The 19,523-nt window shown below is 67.3% G+C and carries 20 protein-coding genes; 11 read left to right on the top strand and 9 right to left on the bottom strand.

Annotated features, from left to right (window positions below; all coding sequences use genetic code 11):
- Nucleotides 1–221 precede the first annotated feature (221 nt).
- The 11 genes from A4R43_RS30160 (at nt 222) to A4R43_RS30110 (ending at nt 12,356) form a co-directional block, all read left to right on the top strand.
- The gene (locus A4R43_RS30160; protein WP_199542770.1) at nt 222–578 is read left to right on the top strand and encodes a VOC family protein; all 357 of its coding nucleotides are present in this window, start codon (nt 222–224) and stop codon (nt 576–578) included.
- 29 nt (nt 579–607) lie between these two features.
- On the top strand, nt 608–1,792 hold the full coding sequence (locus A4R43_RS30155; RefSeq protein ID WP_110341379.1) for an LLM class flavin-dependent oxidoreductase: 1,185 nt from the start codon (nt 608–610) through the stop codon (nt 1,790–1,792).
- Between the two features lie 82 nt (nt 1,793–1,874).
- Entirely contained in the window at nt 1,875–3,041 is a 1,167-nt protein-coding gene (locus tag A4R43_RS30150; protein WP_110341377.1) for an acyl-CoA dehydrogenase family protein, read from the top strand.
- On the top strand, nt 3,038–4,099 hold the full coding sequence (locus tag A4R43_RS30145; RefSeq protein WP_110341375.1) for an acyl-CoA dehydrogenase family protein: 1,062 nt from the start codon (nt 3,038–3,040) through the stop codon (nt 4,097–4,099). Before A4R43_RS30150 ends, A4R43_RS30145 begins: the two co-directional genes overlap by 4 nt.
- Nucleotides 4,092–4,892 carry an enoyl-CoA hydratase/isomerase family protein gene (locus A4R43_RS30140; protein ID WP_110341373.1) on the top strand — a complete coding sequence of 267 codons (801 nt, stop codon included), beginning with the start codon at nt 4,092–4,094 and terminating at the stop codon, nt 4,890–4,892. Before A4R43_RS30145 ends, A4R43_RS30140 begins: the two co-directional genes overlap by 8 nt.
- 14 nt (nt 4,893–4,906) lie before the next feature.
- Nucleotides 4,907–6,220, top strand: a complete 1,314-nt coding sequence (locus tag A4R43_RS30135; RefSeq protein ID WP_110341371.1) for a bifunctional 3,4-dihydroxy-2-butanone-4-phosphate synthase/GTP cyclohydrolase II — start codon at nt 4,907–4,909, stop codon at nt 6,218–6,220.
- Entirely contained in the window at nt 6,217–6,735 is a 519-nt protein-coding gene (locus tag A4R43_RS30130) for a flavin reductase family protein (RefSeq protein ID WP_110341369.1), read from the top strand. The genes A4R43_RS30135 and A4R43_RS30130 overlap by 4 nt, the downstream gene beginning before the upstream one ends.
- Before the next feature lie 52 nt (nt 6,736–6,787).
- On the top strand, nt 6,788–8,422 hold the full coding sequence (locus tag A4R43_RS30125; RefSeq protein WP_233520114.1) for a long-chain fatty acid--CoA ligase: 1,635 nt from the start codon (nt 6,788–6,790) through the stop codon (nt 8,420–8,422).
- Nucleotides 8,423–8,460: 38 nt separating this feature from the next.
- Nucleotides 8,461–9,243, top strand: a complete 783-nt coding sequence (locus tag A4R43_RS30120) for an N-acyl homoserine lactonase family protein (protein WP_110341365.1) — start codon at nt 8,461–8,463, stop codon at nt 9,241–9,243.
- Between the two features lie 531 nt (nt 9,244–9,774).
- Nucleotides 9,775–10,878: a zinc-binding dehydrogenase gene (locus tag A4R43_RS30115; protein WP_110341363.1), complete on the top strand. Its 1,104-nt coding sequence runs from the start codon at nt 9,775–9,777 to the stop codon at nt 10,876–10,878.
- A gap of 38 nt (nt 10,879–10,916) precedes the next feature.
- Entirely contained in the window at nt 10,917–12,356 is a 1,440-nt protein-coding gene (locus tag A4R43_RS30110) for an aldehyde dehydrogenase family protein (RefSeq protein WP_110341362.1), read from the top strand.
- A gap of 109 nt (nt 12,357–12,465) precedes the next feature.
- On the opposite strand, the gene A4R43_RS44845 is transcribed toward A4R43_RS30110, so the two are convergent.
- From A4R43_RS44845 to A4R43_RS30065, 9 genes are all read right to left on the bottom strand, one after another.
- Nucleotides 12,466–12,945 carry a flavin reductase gene (locus A4R43_RS44845; RefSeq protein WP_110341361.1) on the bottom strand — a complete coding sequence of 160 codons (480 nt, stop codon included), beginning with the start codon at nt 12,943–12,945 and terminating at the stop codon, nt 12,466–12,468.
- 220 nt (nt 12,946–13,165) lie between these two features.
- Nucleotides 13,166–14,410: an IS256 family transposase gene (locus A4R43_RS30100; protein ID WP_110341587.1), complete on the bottom strand. Its 1,245-nt coding sequence runs from the start codon at nt 14,408–14,410 to the stop codon at nt 13,166–13,168.
- A 68-nt stretch (nt 14,411–14,478) separates the two neighbouring features.
- Nucleotides 14,479–14,673 (bottom strand): hypothetical protein, encoded by a 195-nt coding sequence (locus A4R43_RS30095; RefSeq protein WP_110341360.1) that lies wholly within the window; start codon nt 14,671–14,673, stop codon nt 14,479–14,481.
- Between the two features lie 118 nt (nt 14,674–14,791).
- On the bottom strand, nt 14,792–15,721 hold the full coding sequence (locus tag A4R43_RS42955; RefSeq protein WP_146240086.1) for a hypothetical protein: 930 nt from the start codon (nt 15,719–15,721) through the stop codon (nt 14,792–14,794).
- Nucleotides 15,722–15,764: 43 nt separating this feature from the next.
- Nucleotides 15,765–16,580 carry a hypothetical protein gene (locus A4R43_RS30085; protein WP_110341358.1) on the bottom strand — a complete coding sequence of 272 codons (816 nt, stop codon included), beginning with the start codon at nt 16,578–16,580 and terminating at the stop codon, nt 15,765–15,767.
- Between the two features lie 5 nt (nt 16,581–16,585).
- The gene (locus tag A4R43_RS30080; protein ID WP_110341357.1) at nt 16,586–17,143 is read right to left on the bottom strand and encodes a hypothetical protein; all 558 of its coding nucleotides are present in this window, start codon (nt 17,141–17,143) and stop codon (nt 16,586–16,588) included.
- Nucleotides 17,144–17,174: 31 nt separating this feature from the next.
- The gene (locus A4R43_RS30075; RefSeq protein WP_110341356.1) at nt 17,175–17,765 is read right to left on the bottom strand and encodes a hypothetical protein; all 591 of its coding nucleotides are present in this window, start codon (nt 17,763–17,765) and stop codon (nt 17,175–17,177) included.
- Nucleotides 17,766–17,864: 99 nt separating this feature from the next.
- Nucleotides 17,865–18,449 (bottom strand): hypothetical protein, encoded by a 585-nt coding sequence (locus tag A4R43_RS30070; RefSeq protein WP_110341355.1) that lies wholly within the window; start codon nt 18,447–18,449, stop codon nt 17,865–17,867.
- 146 nt (nt 18,450–18,595) lie between these two features.
- The gene (locus A4R43_RS30065) at nt 18,596–19,471 is read right to left on the bottom strand and encodes a hypothetical protein (protein WP_110341354.1); all 876 of its coding nucleotides are present in this window, start codon (nt 19,469–19,471) and stop codon (nt 18,596–18,598) included.
- Nucleotides 19,472–19,523: the final 52 nt, after the last annotated feature.

The raw sequence follows: 19,523 nt of genomic DNA, 5'->3' as shown, positions 1-19,523 counted from the left end.
GACGCGGCTTGAGTGGGCTCCGCCCAGAAGTCGTTGACCTGAACCTTCGGCCATCATGTGCCCGACACGCTGCGAAAACGCGCGGTCGATCCCTCGGCCAGACGCGAGGCAGGGTCGTCGTCTCACATTGATACGGCGTGCTCGTCCGCGTGGCGGGTAACAATCTGTTTCCACAGGTGAAACCTCGGCCAAACTCGCGAGATCGGACGAATGGAGTGTTTGTGGCTGATTCGAAGTGTGATTTGCGGTCTATCCTGCTCCCCGCGTCCGATTTGGAAAGTTCATTGGCCTTTTATCGAGATGGGTTGGGGCTCGGTGTCCGGATGCGGGATCGGGACGACTATGCCGAACTCTCCGCCGGGTCGATAAAGCTCGCCTTGGCGACTCCGGCTGACCATCCGGTGCCGGAGTCGGCGTTGCCGGTGTTCCGGAGCGACGACGTCTCGGTTGCGGTGTCCCGACTGCTGGCGGCCGGTGCGACGGTGTTGTCCGGGCCGGTTGAGGGGGCGCACGAGATTCGGGCGGTATTGCGGGACCCCAGCGGGAACCCTTTCGTGGTCTACCGAAGCCGGGCTTGACCAGTTAACCGATGTGAGGAGTAAGTCTTATGAAGGAGATTTTGTTCTACCTGCCGGCCGTGGGCAGTTATGACCAGATGAAGAAGGGCTTCGCTGGGGTCAACGACAAGAACTACCAGAACATGCTCTTCCAGATCACCAAGCAGGCGCAACTGGCTGACGATCTCGGGTACTGGGGCGTCGCGTTTACGGAGCACCATTTCCACATCGAAGGCTTCGAGGAGTCGAACAACCCGATCCTGCTCGATCTGTACATCGCGATGCAGACACAGCGGATCAAGGTCGGGCAGATGGCGAACGTGCTGCCGTTCCAGAATCCGATTCGGCTGGCCGAGGACCTCGCGATGCTCGACCAGATGACGCGCGGACGCTCCTTCGTCGGGATCGCCAGGGGGTATCAGAAGCGGTGGGCGGACGTGCTCGGGCAGACGTACCACGTCGGCGCCACGTCCTCCGACAAGTCGGAACGCGATGTGGCCAACCGCAAGCGGTTCAACGAGCACTGGGAGATCATGAAGGCGCTGTGGAGCGAGCGCACGACGTCTCTGAAAACCGAGAACTGGCAGGTTCCGCCGCCGGGAATCGATTTCAATCACGAAGCGGTGAATAATTTTGGCGGTGGCCAGGACGATCAGGGCGTGATCACCGAGGTCGGTATCGCCCCGAAGCCGTACCAGAAGCCGTGGCCGCAGGTGTTCCAGCCGTTCAGCTTCAGCGAGGAGTCCTTCCGGTTCTGCGCCCGCGAGGGCATCGTCCCGATCGTGATGAACACCAATGACGAGGTCATTTCTCGGTTGCTGGACGTGTATCAGGAGGAGGCCGAGGCGGCGGGTCGCGGAGCGCTCAAGCGCGGGGAGGGGGTGGGCATCTTCCGCGACGTGCTGGTGTCACGAGACGCCGATGAGGCCCATTACTGGGCCCGACGCGGTAATGGTTTCATCTTCCCAAACTGGTTCGGGCCGATGGGCTTTGCCGAGGTGATGCGGAATCCCGGCGAGACCGGCCAGATCGGGGCCGACTACGACACCCTGTGTGAGCGTGGTTTCGAGTTCGTCGGTACGCCTGACGACATCAACCGCCAGATCGAGAAGTTGGTGTCGCAGCACGACCCCGAGTATCTGCTGCAGTGGCAATACCCCGGCCCGGTGCCGCACGACGTGCAGATGCGCAGCATCGAGCTGTGGGCCTCCGAGATCGCTCCGAACTGGCTGTGAGGCACGTGACCGCCGCGGCCGGACCATTCCCCTCGCCGACCGGCCGCGGCGGCGGATCCCTCTGTCACAACAGGAGGCACTGATGAGCAGCCGCGTTCTACCGATAGATGTGGTGCGGGTTCCGCCCGGTCTGGAACCGCTCCGGGCCGAAGTACGTACGTTTCTCGATTCCGAGATCCGGCGAGGTGCGTTCACCCCACAATGTGACTCCTGGTTGACCGGCTGGGACGAGCCGTTCTCCCGGCGGCTGGCCGAGCACGGGTGGATTGGCATGACCATTCCGCGCCGGTACGGCGGGCAGGGACGGACGGTGCTGGATCGGCAGGTGGTACTTGAAGAGCTCCTCGCCGTGGGGGCCCCGGTGGCGGCGCACTGGATCGCTGACCGCCAGACAGCGCCCTCGCTGCTGCGCTACGGCAGCGAACAGCAGCGGGCGGAGTTCCTGCCTGAGATCGCGGCGGGACGCTGTTACTTCGCCATCGGCATGAGCGAACCTGACAGCGGCTCCGACCTGGCTTCCGTGCGGACACGAGCGGTCCGAGTGGCTGGCGGTTGGCGGCTGACCGGGACGAAGGTGTGGACCAGCGGAGCACATCGGGCGCAGTGGTTCTTCGTGCTCGCCAGAAGCGCACCGGATACCGGAGATCGGCACGCCGGGCTGAGCCAGTTCATCGTGAACCTGCGTGCCGAGGGTGTCACCGTACGGCCGGTCCGGCTGCTCACCGGTGAGCACGAGTTCAACGAGGTACAGCTGGACGGAGTGTTCGTCCCGGATCGGTACGTGCTGGGTGAGATCGGCAGCGGTTGGGGCCAGGTCACCTCTGAGCTGGGTTATGAACGCAGCGGACCGGAACGCCTGCTCACCACCTTCCCCCTGCTCGCCGCGCTCGTCTCCGAGGTACGCCGACGCGCGGACCGAGACCCGGCGGCGGTCGCCGAGATCGGCGCGCTCACGTCCCGCCTGCTCACCCTGCGGCAGTTGTCGTTGTCTGTCGCCGGAATGCTCGCGGCGGGCAAACCCGCCGACGTGGCCGCCGCGCTGGTCAAGGATCTGGGCACCCGGTTCGAACAGGAGGTGGCCGAGCGGGCGCGGATGCTCGCCGACGAGATGCCGGATCCGGACGCGGCGCTGGGCACGTTCACCGGCCACCTTGTTCGCGGTCTGCTTCATTCCCCCGGATACACCCTGCGCGGTGGCACCAACGAGGTGCTGCGCGGGGTCGTCGCCAAGGCGTTGGAGCGCGCATGAACGAGGAGTTGCACGCGATCGCGGCGACCGCGGCTCAGATCTGCTCGGAGTGGACGCCGGAGGCCGCGGCCCGGTACTCAGGCGGGTGGGCTGACGAGGTATGGGACTCCTTGACAAAGGCGGAGTTCACCGTGCTGCCGGTGCCCGAGTCCTCTGGTGGGGCCGGGGCGGGGCTGGCCGAGGCCGCCGTCGTGGTGCACGAGATCGGACGCGCCGCGGTGCCGGTGCCATTGGCGGAGACGGCGCTGTTGGCAGGGTGGCTACTGGCCGCGGCCAGCCGGACGGTTCCGACCGGTCCGCTGACCGCGTCGGCGACCACGGACATGGCAGTCGACCGATGCCCCGGGGGGTACCGGTTGACGGGGAAACTGTCCAGGGTTCCCTACGGCCACCTGGCCGAGCGGGTCGCGGTGCTGCTTGACCGTGCCGAGCCGCTGGTGGCGATCCTGGACTCGCCGAGGGAAGCGTGGGAACGTGGCCGTAACCTGGCCGGAGAGCCCCGGGATACTTTGCTGCTGCAGGACACTTTCGTGCCGGGCGAGGACGTCACCGAAGTGGACGCCACGATCTCCGGCAGGGCATTTCGGGTTCGCGGTGCGCTTGGCCGGGCACTGCTGCTCAGCGGGGCCATGGAAGCCGCACTCGATTCGACGATCACCTACGCCGGGCAGCGGGAGCAGTTCGGCCGCCCGATTTCCCGGTTCCAGGCCGTCAGCCATCACCTCGCGGCGATGGCTGAGGAGGCGGCGGCCAGCACCACGGTCGCGATGTCGGCCGCCACAGCTGGTCAGCAACCGGACTGGATCCTCACGGCAGCGGCCAAGGCGCAGGCCGGTCGTGCCGCGGGCGTGGTGGCGCGACTGGCCCATCAGGTACACGGCGCGCTTGGCTTCACCGACGAGCATCCGTTGCGGCTGATCACCACCCGCTTGTGGTCATGGCGCGACGAGTTCGGCAATGAGCGGTTCTGGGAGCGGGAACTCGGCGCGGCTGCCTGCGCCGCACCAGATCTGTGGACGCTTGTGACCGACCCGGCGGAGGTGCGCGCAAATGGCTGACCTGGAGTACTCCCGGGCTGACGCGGTCGCCACCATTCTGCTCAACCGCCCCGAGCGGAAGAACGCCTTCACCCTTCAGATGGTGCGTCACTGGGCGGACGCGCTGCACGAGGCGGCCAAGGACGATCAGGTGCGGGCGGTCGTGGTGCGCGGTGCAGGCGGCGCGTTCTGCTCCGGTATCGACCTCGACGAGTTGACCTCCGTGGATCCGGCGCCGCTGTCGCGTCGGCGGATGCTCACCGACGAGGTACACCGGGTGGCACGCGCCCTGGAGGACCTGGACAAACCGGTGATCGCGGCGGTACAGGGGACCGCGGTGGGCGCCGGTCTGGACATGGCGCTGATGTGCGACATCCGTCTGGTCGGCGAGTCGGCCCGGTTGAGCGAAGGCTACATTCACGCGGGCCTCATCCCAGGCGATGGTGGCTGCCTGTGGCTTCCCCGGCTGGTCGGCGTTGCCCGCGCACTCGAACTCCTGCTCACCGGCGACGTGGTAGACGGCCCGAGGGCGGAGCGAATCGGACTCGCCAACCACTGCTACCCCGACGGCGAATTGCTCACCCGCACCTACGAGCTGGCCGCCCGCCTCGCGGCACTGCCCCCGGTGGCGGTCGGCTTCATCAAGCGTGCGACATACGAGTCGTTGCACCTGGACGCGCGAACGCACTTGAACATGATCGCCTCACACATGGCCGTCGTGCAATCCACGGAGGACTCGGCCGCGACGTTGGCGGCGCTGCGCGCCAAGCGGAAAACAGGTGTCAAACGATCCGAGCCCAAACTCCCAGAGTGAAACGGTGTCGACGAATGCGACAGATGCAATGTCACGAGCGGTCCGCGCGGCCGATCCAGGTGTCCGGCTCCCAGAACACCGACGAGGCCGACACGGCGGTGCGCGCGGCGGTGGCCGCCTTCGCCCGGGGCGAGTTCGTCGTCGTGATCGACGATGAGGATCGCGAGAACGAGGGTGATCTGATCATCGCGGCGGAAACCGTCACCAGTGCACAGATAGCCTTCCTGGTGCGCCACACGAGCGGCCTCGCCTGTGTGGCCATGGACGGGCAACGGCTGGACCAACTCCGCCTGGAACCGATGGTGGCCATGGGCGACGATCCCCGTGGCACCGCGTTCACCGTCTCGGTGGATCTGCGCGAGGGCACCACCACTGGCATTTCCGCCGCAGACCGAGCGTCGACAATCCGGGCACTGAGCGACCCGGCGGCCGGTCCGCACGACTTCACCCGGCCCGGCCATGTTTTCCCGCTTCGCGCTCGGCCCGGCGGCGTGCTCAAACGGGCTGGGCACACCGAGGCCGCAGTAGACTTGGCGCGGCTGGCCGGGAAGCGACCCGCCAGCGTGCTCGCTGAGATCGTCAACGACGACGGCACGGTGGCCCGCAGGCCACAGCTGGCCGCCTTCGCCCGACGTCACGGGCTCACCGTGCTCACCATCGCGGATCTGATCCGCTACCGTCAGCGCACCGAGCGCCTCGTCGAACGCACATCGCAGGCACCGTTGCCGACACCCTACGGCACCTTCGACGCGTTCTGCTACACCTCCCTGCTCGACGGCACCGAGCACCTCGCCCTCGTGGCGGGGGACGGCGCGAACCGCGACGAGGTCCTCGTCCGCGTGCACTCCGAGTGCCTCACTGGCGACGTCCTGGGTTCCGCGCGTTGCGACTGCGGGGAGCAACTACGCCAGGCGTTGCGCGAAATCGCCGAGGCAGGCAGCGGTGTCCTGGTGTACCTGCGAGGTCAGGAAGGCCGCGGCATCGGGCTCGGGCACAAGCTCCGTGCCTACACCCTGCAGGACCAGGGATTGGACACCGTCGACGCGAACCTGGCCCTTGGCCTGCCGGTGGACAGCCGCGAGTACGGTGTGGGGGCTCAGATCCTGGCCGACCTCGGCGTCCACTCGATTCGCCTGATGACCAACAATCCGGCCAAATACTCGGGGCTTTCGGGCTACGACATCACGATCGCGTCGCGCGTACCGCTCATCGTCACGGCCGGTGAGCACAACGCCGCCTATCTGATGACCAAACGAGACCGGCTGGGACACCGGCTGGATCCGGTCGGCGGCACGCCGACAACCGCCCGGGAGCAGTCGCAGCCATGACCGAGACCACCGCACGCGGCCAACAGGGCCCTCCGGCGCATGAGACGTTCGCGGCGCAGTTTCGCGATGCGATGTCCCGGTTCCCCAGCGGAGTCACCATCGTGACCACGACCGACCACTGCGGAGCGCGGTGGGGATTCACCGCGAGCGCCTTCTGCTCCGTATCCGCGGAACCGCCGCTGGTGCTGGCCTGTCTGGCCGTCTCCGCCGACAGCTACCGTGCCTTCCGCACCTCAAGCAAGTGGGTGGTCAATATCCTCGGCGAAGAGCATGCTCCCCTGGCGAAACGGTTTGCCACCAAGGGAGCGGACAAGTTCGCCGGTGGCGAATTCGACACGGACGCCGACGGTCTGCCGGTGTTGCCAGAGGCGGTGGCCTCCCTGGTGTGCCGGACGCAGGCCCGCCACCCGGCCGGTGATCACGTGATCCTCATCGGCGAAGCGGTCAACGTGCGGCTGCGCGATCACACCCCCCTTGTCTACTACGCCCGGGACTTCGCCCGGCTTTCCGCCTGACAGCGAGGCGGAAAGCCGGTACACCCGGCACCGAGTTCGAAGGGAGAGCAGCGTGGACAGTCTCATGATGGACCGGCCGCTGCAACTGAAGACGCTGTTGTGGCGCGCGGAACGGCTCTTCGGGCACAAACAGATCATCACGCGGCGCGACGACGGCTACCGCCGCTATACCTACGCCGAATTCGGGAAGCGAGTTCGGCGGCTGGCTGACGCGCTGAACCGGCTCGGCGTACGCACCGGTGACCGGGTGGGCACGTTGGGCTGGAACACCGACCAGCACTACGAAGCCTACTTCGCGGTGCCCTGCATGGGCGTGGTGCTGCACACCATCAACATCCGGCTATCCCCGGACCAGATCGGGTACGTCATCGAACACGCCGGGGACAGCGTGCTCCTGGTCAGTCCTGAACAGCTGCCGATGCTGGAACAGATCCGCGACCGGCTCACCAATGTGAAAGCAGTGGTCGTGTTCGGGGATGGCCCGCCGCCGACGACCGCGCTGGGACCGGTCTACGGGTACGAGGAGTTGCTCGCCGACGCCGACGAGGAGATCGAGTTCCCCGATGTTGACGAGGACAGCCCAGCCGGAATGTGCTACACGTCGGGCACCACCGGGGAACCCAAGGGCGTGGTGTACAGCCACCGCAGCACCGTGCTGCACGCCCTGATCCTGTGCCTGCAGGGATCGATCGGCGTCGCCGAGCGGGAGACCTATCTCCTGGTGACGCCTATGTCCCACGTCAACTCGTGGGGCATGCCGTACGCCTGCGCCCTGCAAGGAGCATCGCTGGCGTTGCCGGGAACGCAGCCACGACCGCACCACTACCTGGAGATCATCGAGCACGCCCGAGTCAGTGTCTGCGTCGCCGCGGTGACGGTCGGCATGCTCATGCGCCAGGAACTCGAATCCGGACGGCAATCCTACGTTCTCGACTCGCTGCACACCTTGTGGCTGGGCGGCCAGGCGCCCCCGATCGGCGAGATACGGTGGTGGCAGCAAGCACACGGCGTGCACGTGTGCCAGGGCTGGGGCATGACCGAGGCGTCGCCGCTGCTCACCTTCACCACCCTCACAAGCCAGTTCACCGACCTCGACGACGAGGGGAAGTTCCGCCTGCTCGGCACCCAAGGCCAGCCGATGCCGCTCGTGGAGATCAAGCTGGTCGACGACCACGGCGAAGAGCTGCCCTGGGATGGCAAACACGCCGGGGAGATCCTCGCGCGCTCCCCCTGGGTGGCCCGCGCCTACTACCACGACACACGTTCCCAGGACAGCTTCGCTGGTGGCTGGTTCCACACCGGCGACGTCGGCGTCATCGACCAGAACGGCTACCTGTCGCTGGTCGATCGCGTCAAAGACCTGATCAAAAGCGGTGGCGAATGGATCTCGTCAGTCGATTTGGAGAACGCACTCATGGGGCATCCGGAAGTCCGGGAAGCCGCGGTGGTAGCCGCACCGGATCCGGTCTGGCTGGAGCGACCGATCGCCATCGTCGCCACCAACTCGCCGGTGGCGTCCGACGATCTCACCGAATTCCTCCGTGAGAAGTTCCCCAAGTTCTGGTTGCCGGACCGCTTCGTGTTCGTCGACGAGGTACCCAAGACCGGAGTCGGAAAATTCGACAAGAAGCTGCTCCGTCAACAAATTGCCGCCGGAAACAACCACAGCACGGACAAGACCCCCTGACGCGAAACCAAGTCAAGACGACACCAAGGAGAAACGACATGAACACGGGAACAGCCAACCGGATGTGGGCTTTGCCGGGGGCGGAATTCACACTCGACACCGGCATCATGATCGTCAACGGGCAGGGGCAGGTCACCATTCCGGTACCGTCCTTTCTCATCGAACACGACCGGGGGCTGGTCCTGTTCGACACCGGCATCGCGTTTGAGGCGGCCAAGGACCCGCACGCCGTCTACGGCGACCTCGCGGACGTCGTCGGACTCGCCTACGGACCGGAGGACCGTGTGGACCGGAAACTCGAGGCGCTTGGCTACAAGCCCTCGGCCATCGATCACGTGATCGTCTCGCACGCGCATTTCGACCATGCCGGCGGCATCCGGCTCTTCCCCGACGCTCAGCTGTACATCGGTGAAGGCGACCTGCCCTACTCGTACTGGCCGTTGCCCGCGGCCAAACCCTTCTTCCGGACCGCGGATTTCGACACGACGCGTGACTGGAAATGGAACCAGCTCTCGACGGATCATGACCTGTTCGGCGACGGCAGCATCGTCATCCACCGCATGCCAGGTCACACCCCCGGCAACACTAGCGTGCTGGTGCGGCTGCCCAACCAGACGTTCCTGCTCACCGGTGACACCGTCCACCTCCGCCAGGCCCTCACCGAAGACCTTCCGATGCCGTCGGACTACAACACCTTGCAGGCGGTCCGCTCGATCCGTCGCCTCAAGCAGCTCGCGAGGGCGCACGATGCCACGGTGTGGATCTCCCACGATCCCGAGGACTGGGCGACGCTCAAGCACGCACCCGCTTGCTACGACTGACACCATGGCTGTTCTCGTCGAATACTCGTGCACGTCGTGCCGTGCACGACACGAAGCATGGGTGGAACACCCAATCCCCGCGGCCACCAGCTGCGTGCGGTGCGCGCGCCCAGCACGCCGCCGGTTCGGAGGTGCGCTGTTGCGCGGTACACCCTCAACCGACGTCGCCCGGCAGCCTGGCGGCACAAGCTGCCAGCACGGACCAAGCATCCCCGGTGCTTGCACGCTCCTCCCGACAGCGGCACGCTCACTGGCCGCACGCGCTCGCGGGGACAATCGAGCTCTGGAAGCGGAGATCGCCCACCAGGAAGCCGCCATCGCCGCGGGAACGCTCGACCCCACCGCGACGCCGGTCACGCCGTACCACGGCCACCAGCCGCCGCCGACTACCGCTCCCAGAAACGACTCCTCACCAGGACCCGGCGTGTAGCGAAACGGAACCCTTGCGACTCACCGCGGGACCGCGCCGCCAGTAGGCCTGTCGCCTGTTCCGCGGGCCCCGCAACAGGCCTGGCGAGAAAGGAAGAATACATGTTCGAGGGCCGGATCGCGCAATTCAACGCACCCGAGCAGCCATTTGAGCTGCGGCGCGTCGCGCTACCGTCGATTGGACCGGACGAAGTGCTGGTGAAGGTACACCGAGCCAACATCTGCGGCTCAGACCTGCACGCCTGGCACGGTTCGTTCGTCACCCGCGGGCTCGGCGGGACGCTACCAACCGTGCTCGGCCACGAGATGGTCGGTTCGGTGGCCGCAACCGGCGAACGAGTCACCGAGGACTCCAACGGCGCGCCGGTGCAGACGGGCACACGGGTGGTTTTCCCCTACTTCTTTCCCTGCCACCGGTGTCGGAGCTGCCTGGCGGGACGGCGCGTGTCCTGTCAGAAGCTGACGATGGCCATGCTCGGCGACGCCAGCAGACCACCCTACTTCGTTGGTGGCTACGGTGACTACTTTCTGCTCCCCGCCGGCGCGGTGCTCTACACCGTGCCGGACACGCTGCCTGACGAAGTGGTGTCGGGGGTCAACTGTGCGCTGTCGCAGATGATCTACGGACTGGAGCGAGCCGACCTGAGCTTTGGCGAACGCGTCATCATACAGGGGGCCGGCGGGCTCGGGCTGTTCGCGACGGCGGTTGCCCGCGCCCGCGGGGCCGCGCAGGTCATCGTGGTCGACGCGGTCCCCGAGCGGTTGGAACTGGCCCGCGCATTCGGAGCTGACGAGGTGATCAGCCTCGCTGATCATCCCGATCCGGCGGATCGTATCCGGCGGGCGCGCAAGTTGACCGACGGCGGCGCGGACGTGGTGGTAGAGGTGGTCGGCACCCCGGCCGTGGTGCCGGAAGGCCTGAAGATGCTCGCCCAGAGCGGCCGGTACCTGGAAGTCGGCAACATCAACATGGGACAAACCTACGCAGCCGACCCATCCCGGCTGGTCACCGCGAACAAGAGCATCATCGGCGTCTCGCTGTACGAACCCACAGCGCTGAGCCAAGCGCTCTCCTTTCTCGCGGCCAACCAGCACCGGCTCCCGCTGGACCAGTTCGCCACCACGACGTTTCCCCTGGAAGACATCAACGCGGCGTTCGCCGCAGCGGACAGCCGCAAGGTCGTGCGCGCCAGCATCGTGATGTGAGACCACAGCAACGACCATCGACCGGGAAGGCCGCAGCATTGGACCAGCACGACAGAACACAGCACTACATCGGCGGGCAATGGGTGCAACCCAGCGGGACAGACCGCATCGCCGTGGTCAACCCGGCCACCGAGCAGGTCATCGGACACGTGCCGGCCGGAACCGTCGACGACGTCGACCGTGCGGTGACAGCGGCGCGGAACGCGTTCGATCCCGGTGTGTCCATGGCCGAGTGCCGAGACCGGGTGGCCCGGCTGGTCGCGGCACTGGAGCCCCGACTGCCGGACATCGCCACCACCATCGGACAGGAGATCGGCGCGCCACTGAAGGTGCAGCGCGGTGTGCAGACCGCCGTGCCCATGGCGATCGCCAGCAGCTATCGGGACCTGCTCGAGGAAACGAACTTCGAAGAGCAGGTCGGCAACTCATTGGTGATCCGGGAGCCCTACGGGGTGGTCGGGGCCATCACACCGTGGAACTACCCGCTGTATCAGGTGGTCGCGAAAGTGCTGCCGGCTGTCGCGGCGGGATGCACCGTCGTCCTCAAGCCAAGCGAGGTGGCGCCCCTGTCGGTGTACCAGTTCGTGGAGGCGGCACACGAGGCTGGCCTACCGCCGGGAGTCCTGAACCTGGTGACGGGATATGGACCAGAGGTCGGCGAGGCGGTAGCCGGTCATCCCGGAGTCGACCTCGTCTCCTTCACCGGTTCGACGGCGACCGGCAGGCGCGTCGCCTCGATCGCCGCGGACACCATCAAGAAGGTATGCCTCGAACTCGGCGGAAAGTCCGCCAACATCATCCTCGACGACGCCGACCTCGACACCGCCGTCAAAGTCGGCGTGGGCAACGCATTCCTCAACTCCGGCCAGACCTGCGCGGCATGGACCCGGATGCTCGTGCCCGAATCACGCTACGACGAGGCGCTCCTGCTCGCCCGCCAGGCCGCACAACGCTACACCGTCGGAGACCCGTTCGACCCAGCGACCAGACTCGGCCCGCTGGCCTCACAGACCCAGCAAGCACGCGTCCGCGGGTACATCGAACGTGCCGTCGCGGACGGAGCCCGACTCGTCACCGGCGGCCCCGAGCCCGCACGCGAGCGCGGCTACTTCATCGCCCCCACCGTGCTCGCCGACGTGCACAGCGCCTCCGAACTAGCACAACAGGAAGTCTTCGGACCAGTACTGGCCGTCATGAGCTACCGCGATGACGACGAGGCACTCCGGATCGCCAACGACACGATGTACGGGCTCTCCGGCGCCATCTGGTCGGCGGACCACCGGCGCGCGATCGCCCTCGCCCGCCAGATACAGACCGGGCAGCTCGACATCAACGGCGCCCCCTACAACCCACGCGCACCATTCGGTGGCTACAAGAAGTCCGGCATCGGCCGCGAACTCGGTCCCGCCGGCCTCGAGGAATATCTCCAGACAAAATCAGTCCAGCTGCCGGACTCGGTCATCAGCCAGCAAGAGTAGTAGGGAAATCTCAGGTTTTCTGGCGCAGCCCAAAATAGAGACATTCCAGAGTTTGTCGCACCGTGGCCATGAAGGCAGGCCGCAGTGTCTGCGCCGAGTACCGTGCGCGTCACGAGCTGCCGTCGCTTCCTCGTGTCACACCGGGGCGTCGAAAATCTCCTCCGCGCGTAGACCACTGGTGTCTCGGGCCGAGTGAGTGTGTTGGATGGATGCGGCCGACCAGGATCGTATGGTCGCCGCCCCGGGTAACGCGCCTCGACCCGCACTCAACCGTCGCCACCGCATTCTGAAGGCGGGGCGTTCCAAGTACGCCCTCCTTTCGTCGCAACCGAACGGCGAAGCCGGTATGGCGCGGGCCTAGGATGCTGACGGCGAACCGGTGGGTGCGCCCGAAGGCGGAGTGACAGTCGGCCGACCTGTCGAGGCATACCAGAACAAGCGGGGACTGACGGACGGGGCCCGCGAACGCGCTCGCGGTGAAACCCAGCGACGGCCGGCCGCGTCGACGGTGGTGACTATCGTGACCCGCTGGGGAACTGGCTCGTGGCTTCCCGGAACAGCCCTTCGTCCACAAGCAGACCGCACTCACTCATGTCGCTTCTCCGGCGGCGACGAGGGTGAGGCCGAGCAGGTCCCCATCTTTCCTGCTTCGTTCGCGGGTACCGAATGTTGTGCGACGTGTGCTCGCACACCACGGGCACCCCTTCGACGATCCCTATTCCATATCCCGCGCCCTGCGCATTTGGCAGGGTCGTTGGTGAGCCGAGCCGGGGTCTGTCAAGAAGCTGGTGTAACTGATCTTGTCGGTTCTACTTCTTGTTCGTGGTCAGGCGTCCGGGGAAGGTGAGCTCGAAAGCGTTCAACGGCGCCTTCCAACGGGCGACCCAGCGTTTGCGCCCAGTGCCGGTGGGATCGAGGCTCATCAACGCTAGGTAGACGCACTTGAGCGCGGCGGCCTCGGTCGGGAAGTGGCCACGGGCCTTGACCGCCCGTCGGATCCGCGCGTTGATCGACTCGATGGCGTTCGTGGTACACACCACGGTGCGGATCTCGGCGTCGAACTGCAAAAACGGCACGAACTCCGCCCAGCTGTTCTCCCATAGCTTGATGATCGCCGGGTAGCGGGCCTCCCACTTGTCACCGAAGGCAGCCAGCGCGTCCAGTGCCGCCGACTCGCTGGGCGCGGTGTAGAGGGGCTTGAGGTCCTTCGCGATCGCCGCCCAGTCCCGCTTGGAGGCGTAGCGGAAGCTGTTGCGCAGGAGGTGGACGACGCAGGTCTGGGTGATCGCTTGCGGCCACACGGTTTCGATGGCCTCGGGCAGGCCCTTGAGTCCGTCGCACACGACGATACACACGTCGGCTGTGCCGCGGTTCTTGATCTCCGAGAGGACCCGCAGCCAGTACTTGGCTCCCTCGCCGTCGCCGTGTTCGCCAGCCCACAGCCCGAGGATGTCGCGGGTGCCCTCCACGGTGACGCCGAGCGCCAGATAGATCGGCCGGTTCGCGACGTTGCCCTCACGGATCTTGACATTCACACAGTCAATGAACACCACCGGATACACCGCATCCAGCGGCCGGTTCTGCCACTCGGCCATGCCGTCCATCACGCGGTCGGTGATGGTGGTGATGGTCTGCTTGGACACCTCGGCGTCGTACACCTCGGCCAGGTGCGCGGCGATCTCACCATGCGTGAGCCCCTTGGCGGACAACGAGATCACCAGATCATCCAGCCCGGTCAGCCGGCGCTGGCCCTTGCCCACCAGTTGCGGCTCGAAACTGCCGTCGCGATCCCGCGGGGTAGCGATCTCCACCGGGCCGGCCTCGGTCAGCACCTTCTTGCCGCGCCGGCCGTTGCGAGAGTTCCCGCCGTTGCGGCCGGCCGGGTCATGCTTGGAATAGCCGAGATGGTCGTCCATCTCGCCTTCCAACGCCGACTCCACCACCTTCTTGGTCAGCATCGCCAGCAGGCCGCCCTCACCGGTCAACTGCAGACCCTCGGCCCGCGCCCGATCCGCCAGCTGCTGCACCAGCTGATCGTCCACTCCATCCGCCATCGCCGGAGCCTTCGCCTCGCCGCCGTTGCCCGTCCCATCAGTCACAGATGTCTCCTTCACCTCAGGAGTTACACCAACGAAATTACAGTCCCGTGAGCCGCCACATCCGCTTGTCGGCTGGCCGGGTCGACGTAGAGCGCGACGTGGACTCCGGCGACGGTGATCGTCGGCCGTTCGTCCTCGTTCGTCATCGGCTCGAAGGTGGCTTTACGGTTGGCCGTATCGGCGATGGTGGGCAGATCGGTGTTGTCGGTGCTGTTCATGATGATCTCCTCGGAAGGCGGGCGGCCGTCATCGCCGGCCCGCGCGGACGCGGGTCGGTGTGGCGTGGGTGCGGGTGGGTAGTCCGGCCGCGTGGCCGGGGAACTGCGGTGCCTGGTGCTAGCGGGCGGCGTCTGGGCCGCGCTGCGCCGTGGTGATGTCGCGGTGGTCCGTGCTGCGGTAGCTGGTGTCGCGGTCGGTCGTGGGCGTCCAGCCCAGTGCGGCCAGCAGCGGCCGGACACCGGCCCACCAGCCACCAGGAAACCGCCGGAAGACCCATTCCTCTGCGGTGTAACGGTCTAAGTCGGCATTGGGCCGCGGGATCACGATCGAGGTGGGACTCAAGCTGAACAGTTCGATCGTGATCACGAGAGCGCGGAAGGTGCCACCCGACGCGGTGCCGACCGTGGTGGCGCTGGGTGCTGCGTTTATCAGCGTGGCGTGGTACCGGGTGGCGTCACCGGGGCCCACCAAGCCCAGCGCGGGCGTTCCGCGGGGACGTTGATCTCGGCGATGAGTTGCCGGGCATCGTGAATGTCGTTGGTAGTCATGGCGGTTCGAGCTCCTTCGGATGTGTGTCAGCCCATGCAGCGCGATGCCCTCCCCGTGGCGAGTTGGTGCTGAGGAGGGCATCTCGCTGAGTTGCGTAGCTGGTTGCCGGAGTGGCCAGGAGTGGCGGTGTCTCCGGATGGCATGCTCGACAGCGTTGGTGATCGTGTCGCCATTGGTCTGCGCGTTCGCGTGCTGGTAGAGTGGCCAGGACCAGACGCAGTCGCGGCCGTCGCAGTAGATGCGGACGTGCCCGTCGTCGTTTTCCTGGAGTACCAAGGGAAGTCGGTGCCGCTCGGACTCCGGCCACCGGGGCGCGCTGCCCGGCAGGGTAAGGCGTGAGCCGTCTTGAAATCCCACGTCGACCCCGCGCTCGGCGAGGTGCTGCACGACGTGGCTGACCAGGTCTTGCGCGTTGACCTTGCCGACGGCCGAGCCGGGCCGAGCGGGATTTTCGAGGTAGTTGTGCACCAGGTCTTCCAGCGTTTCGACCAGAAACATCGGATGAGTCCTTTCGCGAGAACGGGTTGCCTGACGGGAGCGATTAGCCCCAGTTGCGGTGTTCGCGGTTCCACTTGGCTTCGACCTTCGGCGCCAGTTCGGCGCGCAGGTCGTCCACGGTCCGGCCGTGTTTGGCGGCCAGCGCGGCCAGGATGAGCTGCGCATCCTCGCGGTACTCGGCGATGGTGTCTCGGTGGTGGGCGATGCTTGCCCTGGTCAGATACCGGGCGTAGGCCAAGGCGTCCGCGTAGGAGCGCCGCGCGGTGAACTCGGTGTCGATCTGCCCATACCCCTTGGTGCGCAAGGGCGTTCCGTCGGGTGCGGTGATCGCTTTGGCGGCTTTGGCCTTCGCCCGTTCGGCCTTCTCCGCTTCCCGCGCGAGTTGCTCGGGGGTCTTGATCCGGCTGGGCCGGTTGCGGACGTCGACCGGCGCGCTCGGGTAGCACTCGGTGCACGCGGCCTTGCCAGCCTGCTCGACGATCTCGGTCTCGTCGTGCCCGGAGAGCTGGGTGAGCCAGGCGAACCGGGTGGACGGGAAGCAGGTGCGGCACGCCATGGTGCGGTGCACGTGGCGACCGCTGTTGTCGACCAGCCAGGCGCGGGTCCAGCCGCCCCGACGCTCGAACTCCGCATCGAGGGGCCGCGCGGCGGCCTCGCACCCGGCGATCGTCTGGCGGGCCTGCTCGATCCGGGGCCGCAACTCAGTCGCGTACTCGGCCATGCCGTCGTTCACCAGACGCTGGACGCGGGCGGTGAGCCCGTTGAGGGTGTCGGTGGCCTTGGCATGCTCGATACCGAGCCGGGCGAGCTCTTCGTCGATCTCGGACGGGGTTGCGGTCGTGGGGTCGTCGATAGGCATGGTGTTCACCTCGGAACGGGTTCGGGCCAGGCCGTGTCGGCCAGGCGCGGGCGTGGGAAGGCGTCGCCGGTACGCCAGGCACGGACGGCAGGCGCGAGTTCACTGGTGACGGCGCGGTCGAGGTCGCGGATGTCGATCGCGGGCCGGCCGTTGCGGCGGGCGTCGGCCCACAGGTCGAGGACCTTGGTGAGGCTGTCGGCCAGCAGCGCGGTCAGCGCGGTGGGCGGGTAGTCCTCGGCGACCGCGGCCAGCAGCCCGGCCATCTCGGTCAACGGCATGCCGGGGGTGGTGTAGTGGTCGAGCTGGCGGACCGGCAGCGTGACCACGTGCTCGGGTCCGGGCTCGGCGCCGGCCAGGGTGACCGTGCCGAGCTGGACATCGGCGCCGAGTTGGAAGACGTAGACCCAGAAGCCCATGCGGGTGGTCGCGCGGGTGAGCGACTGGCGCGGCAAGTGGCGCTCCCGCGCCACGTCGAGCGCCTTGGCGCGGTTCGCGGGCACCGTGAGCACGTCGTCCAGGCGCGCCCGTGACAGATCGAGGCGGTCGTAGAACTTCACGAACACGAGGGACTCCTTTCCTTGTGGTGGCGCGGTTTCACGCGCCGGTCTGGGCGAGCGCGCGGGGTGACAGGGCGGTGGTGGTCCAGCCGTAGAGGTCGAAGACCTGGCGGGCGTGGGTGCGGCAGTAGAGGTCGAAGGCGCCGCCCTGGCCGGCGTGGGTGGCGCGGCGGTGGCAGTAGCGCGGGGGCCGGCCGTTGCCGAACTCGGTTTGCCAGGTGCACACGCGCAGCCGGTGGACGCGGATGACGAGGCCACGGCCGCCGTTGACGCCGGTCCAGCGGCCTCCGTCGACGTCGGTGGCGTGCCACACGTAGCGGGTCCACCGTCCGCCGAATGGGGTGTAGGTGCGCCGGCCGACCTGGTGGGCGTCGGCGGGGTCGATCGTGGCCAGGTGCCCGCCGGGCCAGGTGGTCAGCGCGTCGCCAGCCGAGGACACGTAGGCGACGAACGTGTTCGCGCGGGTCATCGCGTGGCGTTCGCGTTCGTTCGAGCACGGGTAGCAGCTCGTGGCGCCGGTGGTCGGGTCGATCGCACGGCCGGTGCCGATCCCGCTGGGGTCCGGGGTGGGCGGGTGGCCGCAGTCGAGAACGTCCGCCACGGGGGCGATGGTGGAGGAGGTGGTCATGGCGGTATCGGTCCCTTCGGGCCGGAGGTGAGCGGAATCGGCAAGGCACAGTCCGGCCGTTCGGCCACAGGAGGGGGTGGACCGAACGGCCGGAGGTGATCAAGGAAGGTGTCCGAACGTGGCCAGCAATCGGGCGAACTCGGCCACCCGGTCGTGCGGGACGCGGACGGTGAACACCGAGTCGGACGCGCCAGGCCGCACGCAGACGCGTCCGTGGACGCCTGCGTCGACCGTGCCAAAGTGGAAGTCGGTGTCCTGGTCTTGGCGCTGCACGCCCAGGCGTGCCGCGACGGTCGCCGCGAGTTGCTCACGGGCGGCGGCGATGCCGTCGCTGGCGTGCTTCTCGTCCCAGGCCGCGTGCAGCGCGGCCTCATAGTTCGGCAGCAGCCGGCGCCGGATCTCGTGGGCAATCACGTCGGGCGGTTTGCGCTGGTCCACGGTGATCTTGTGGTCCTGCTCGTGGTCCTGCGGGACGTGGTTGCGCAGGAAGCCGAGGTGACCGGCGATGATCAATCGGCCCTGGTCGGTCTTGCGGCCGGTGGTGGTGCCGTCGAACAGGTCGAGGACCTGATCGTTCGGTCCGGCGAGATGGGCTTCCGAGCCGTCGGCGGCCTTGCCGGTGTAGGCGCGCCACCCCGTGCCGAGGTGCTCGGCGACGGTGTGTGCGAGGTCGAGGGTGGTCATGGGGTTCTCCCGTGGTTGCTGGTTGACGGCCAGCCCGAGTCGAGCTGGCCGACCTAGTGGTGAGGTGTGGCGGTAACCGGCGCACGACGAGGCGCCGGCCGACCGTCGACGGGGACGGCCGACCGGCGGGAAAGGAGAGACGGAGGTCAGCGGCAGTGGCCGGTGATCTGGACCAGGTGGGCCATGTCGACCACGGGCCCGGCCCAGTAGCGGACGTGGGCCGGTTTGTTGCCGATGCCCCAGACGTAGAGCCGGAAATCGGGGTCGCTCGGGCAGGCCCACACGGAGCGCTTACCGGGCCCATCGGGCGCGGGGGCGCCGTGTTCGTCGCACCGATCATCGACAACCAGGCCCCCACCCCAGGACGACCGCAGGTGCGCGAACACCCGGACGTACGAGGCATCGAACGGCACCGTGTGCGCCTGCTGCCGGGCCGCGACCCACTTCATCAGCGCCTCCGCGGACAACGGCCGGCGGGAGGTGATCACGGCGCGCACGGCGTCGACGTCGGTGAGCCGGCCGTGGTCGCTGATGTCCGCGTAGGCCAGTGCACACGGTCCGGTGAACCACAACGTGATCCACTGCGGGCCGCGATGCCAGCCGCGCGCATAGCCGCGCCGGTCGCCCAGCTCGGTGATCGGGATCGGCGGCAACACGCCGTCCAGGCCCCGGTCAGGTCGGGGCGTCCACCCGTGTGCGCGGAGGTCATCGTCCACGGACGGGTAGATCATGTCCGTGGTCCGGGCGCCGGAGTAGCCGCGCGCCGCGCGGCTCAAGGTCTCCGCCAAACCGTCCATGCGGCCGGTGACGTTGCGCAAGCCCTGCACCGGCATCGGGCGCGAGCTCAGCGCATCGTCGTGCAGGTCGGCAACCTGGCAGCGGAGTTCCTCCGCGAGCCTGGCCAGGCCGGTGAGGCTGCCGGCCTGCACACGGTTCACCGTCTCCAGAGAATCGGCCCGTGCGCGCTCCCGGTCGAGCTCCGCGCGCAGCGCGTCCAGAGTGGTCGAATGGTCGTTGGTCATCGTGGTGCTCGCTTTCGTCGGTCGAATTGCGTGAATGTGCGGAGGTGCTGGG

This window comes from Amycolatopsis albispora (assembly GCF_003312875.1).
GTDB classification, from domain to species: Bacteria; Actinomycetota; Actinomycetes; order Mycobacteriales; family Pseudonocardiaceae; genus Amycolatopsis; species Amycolatopsis albispora.
Note: the sequence above shows the minus strand (reverse complement) of the source record. Positions and strands in the feature narration are given on the sequence as shown.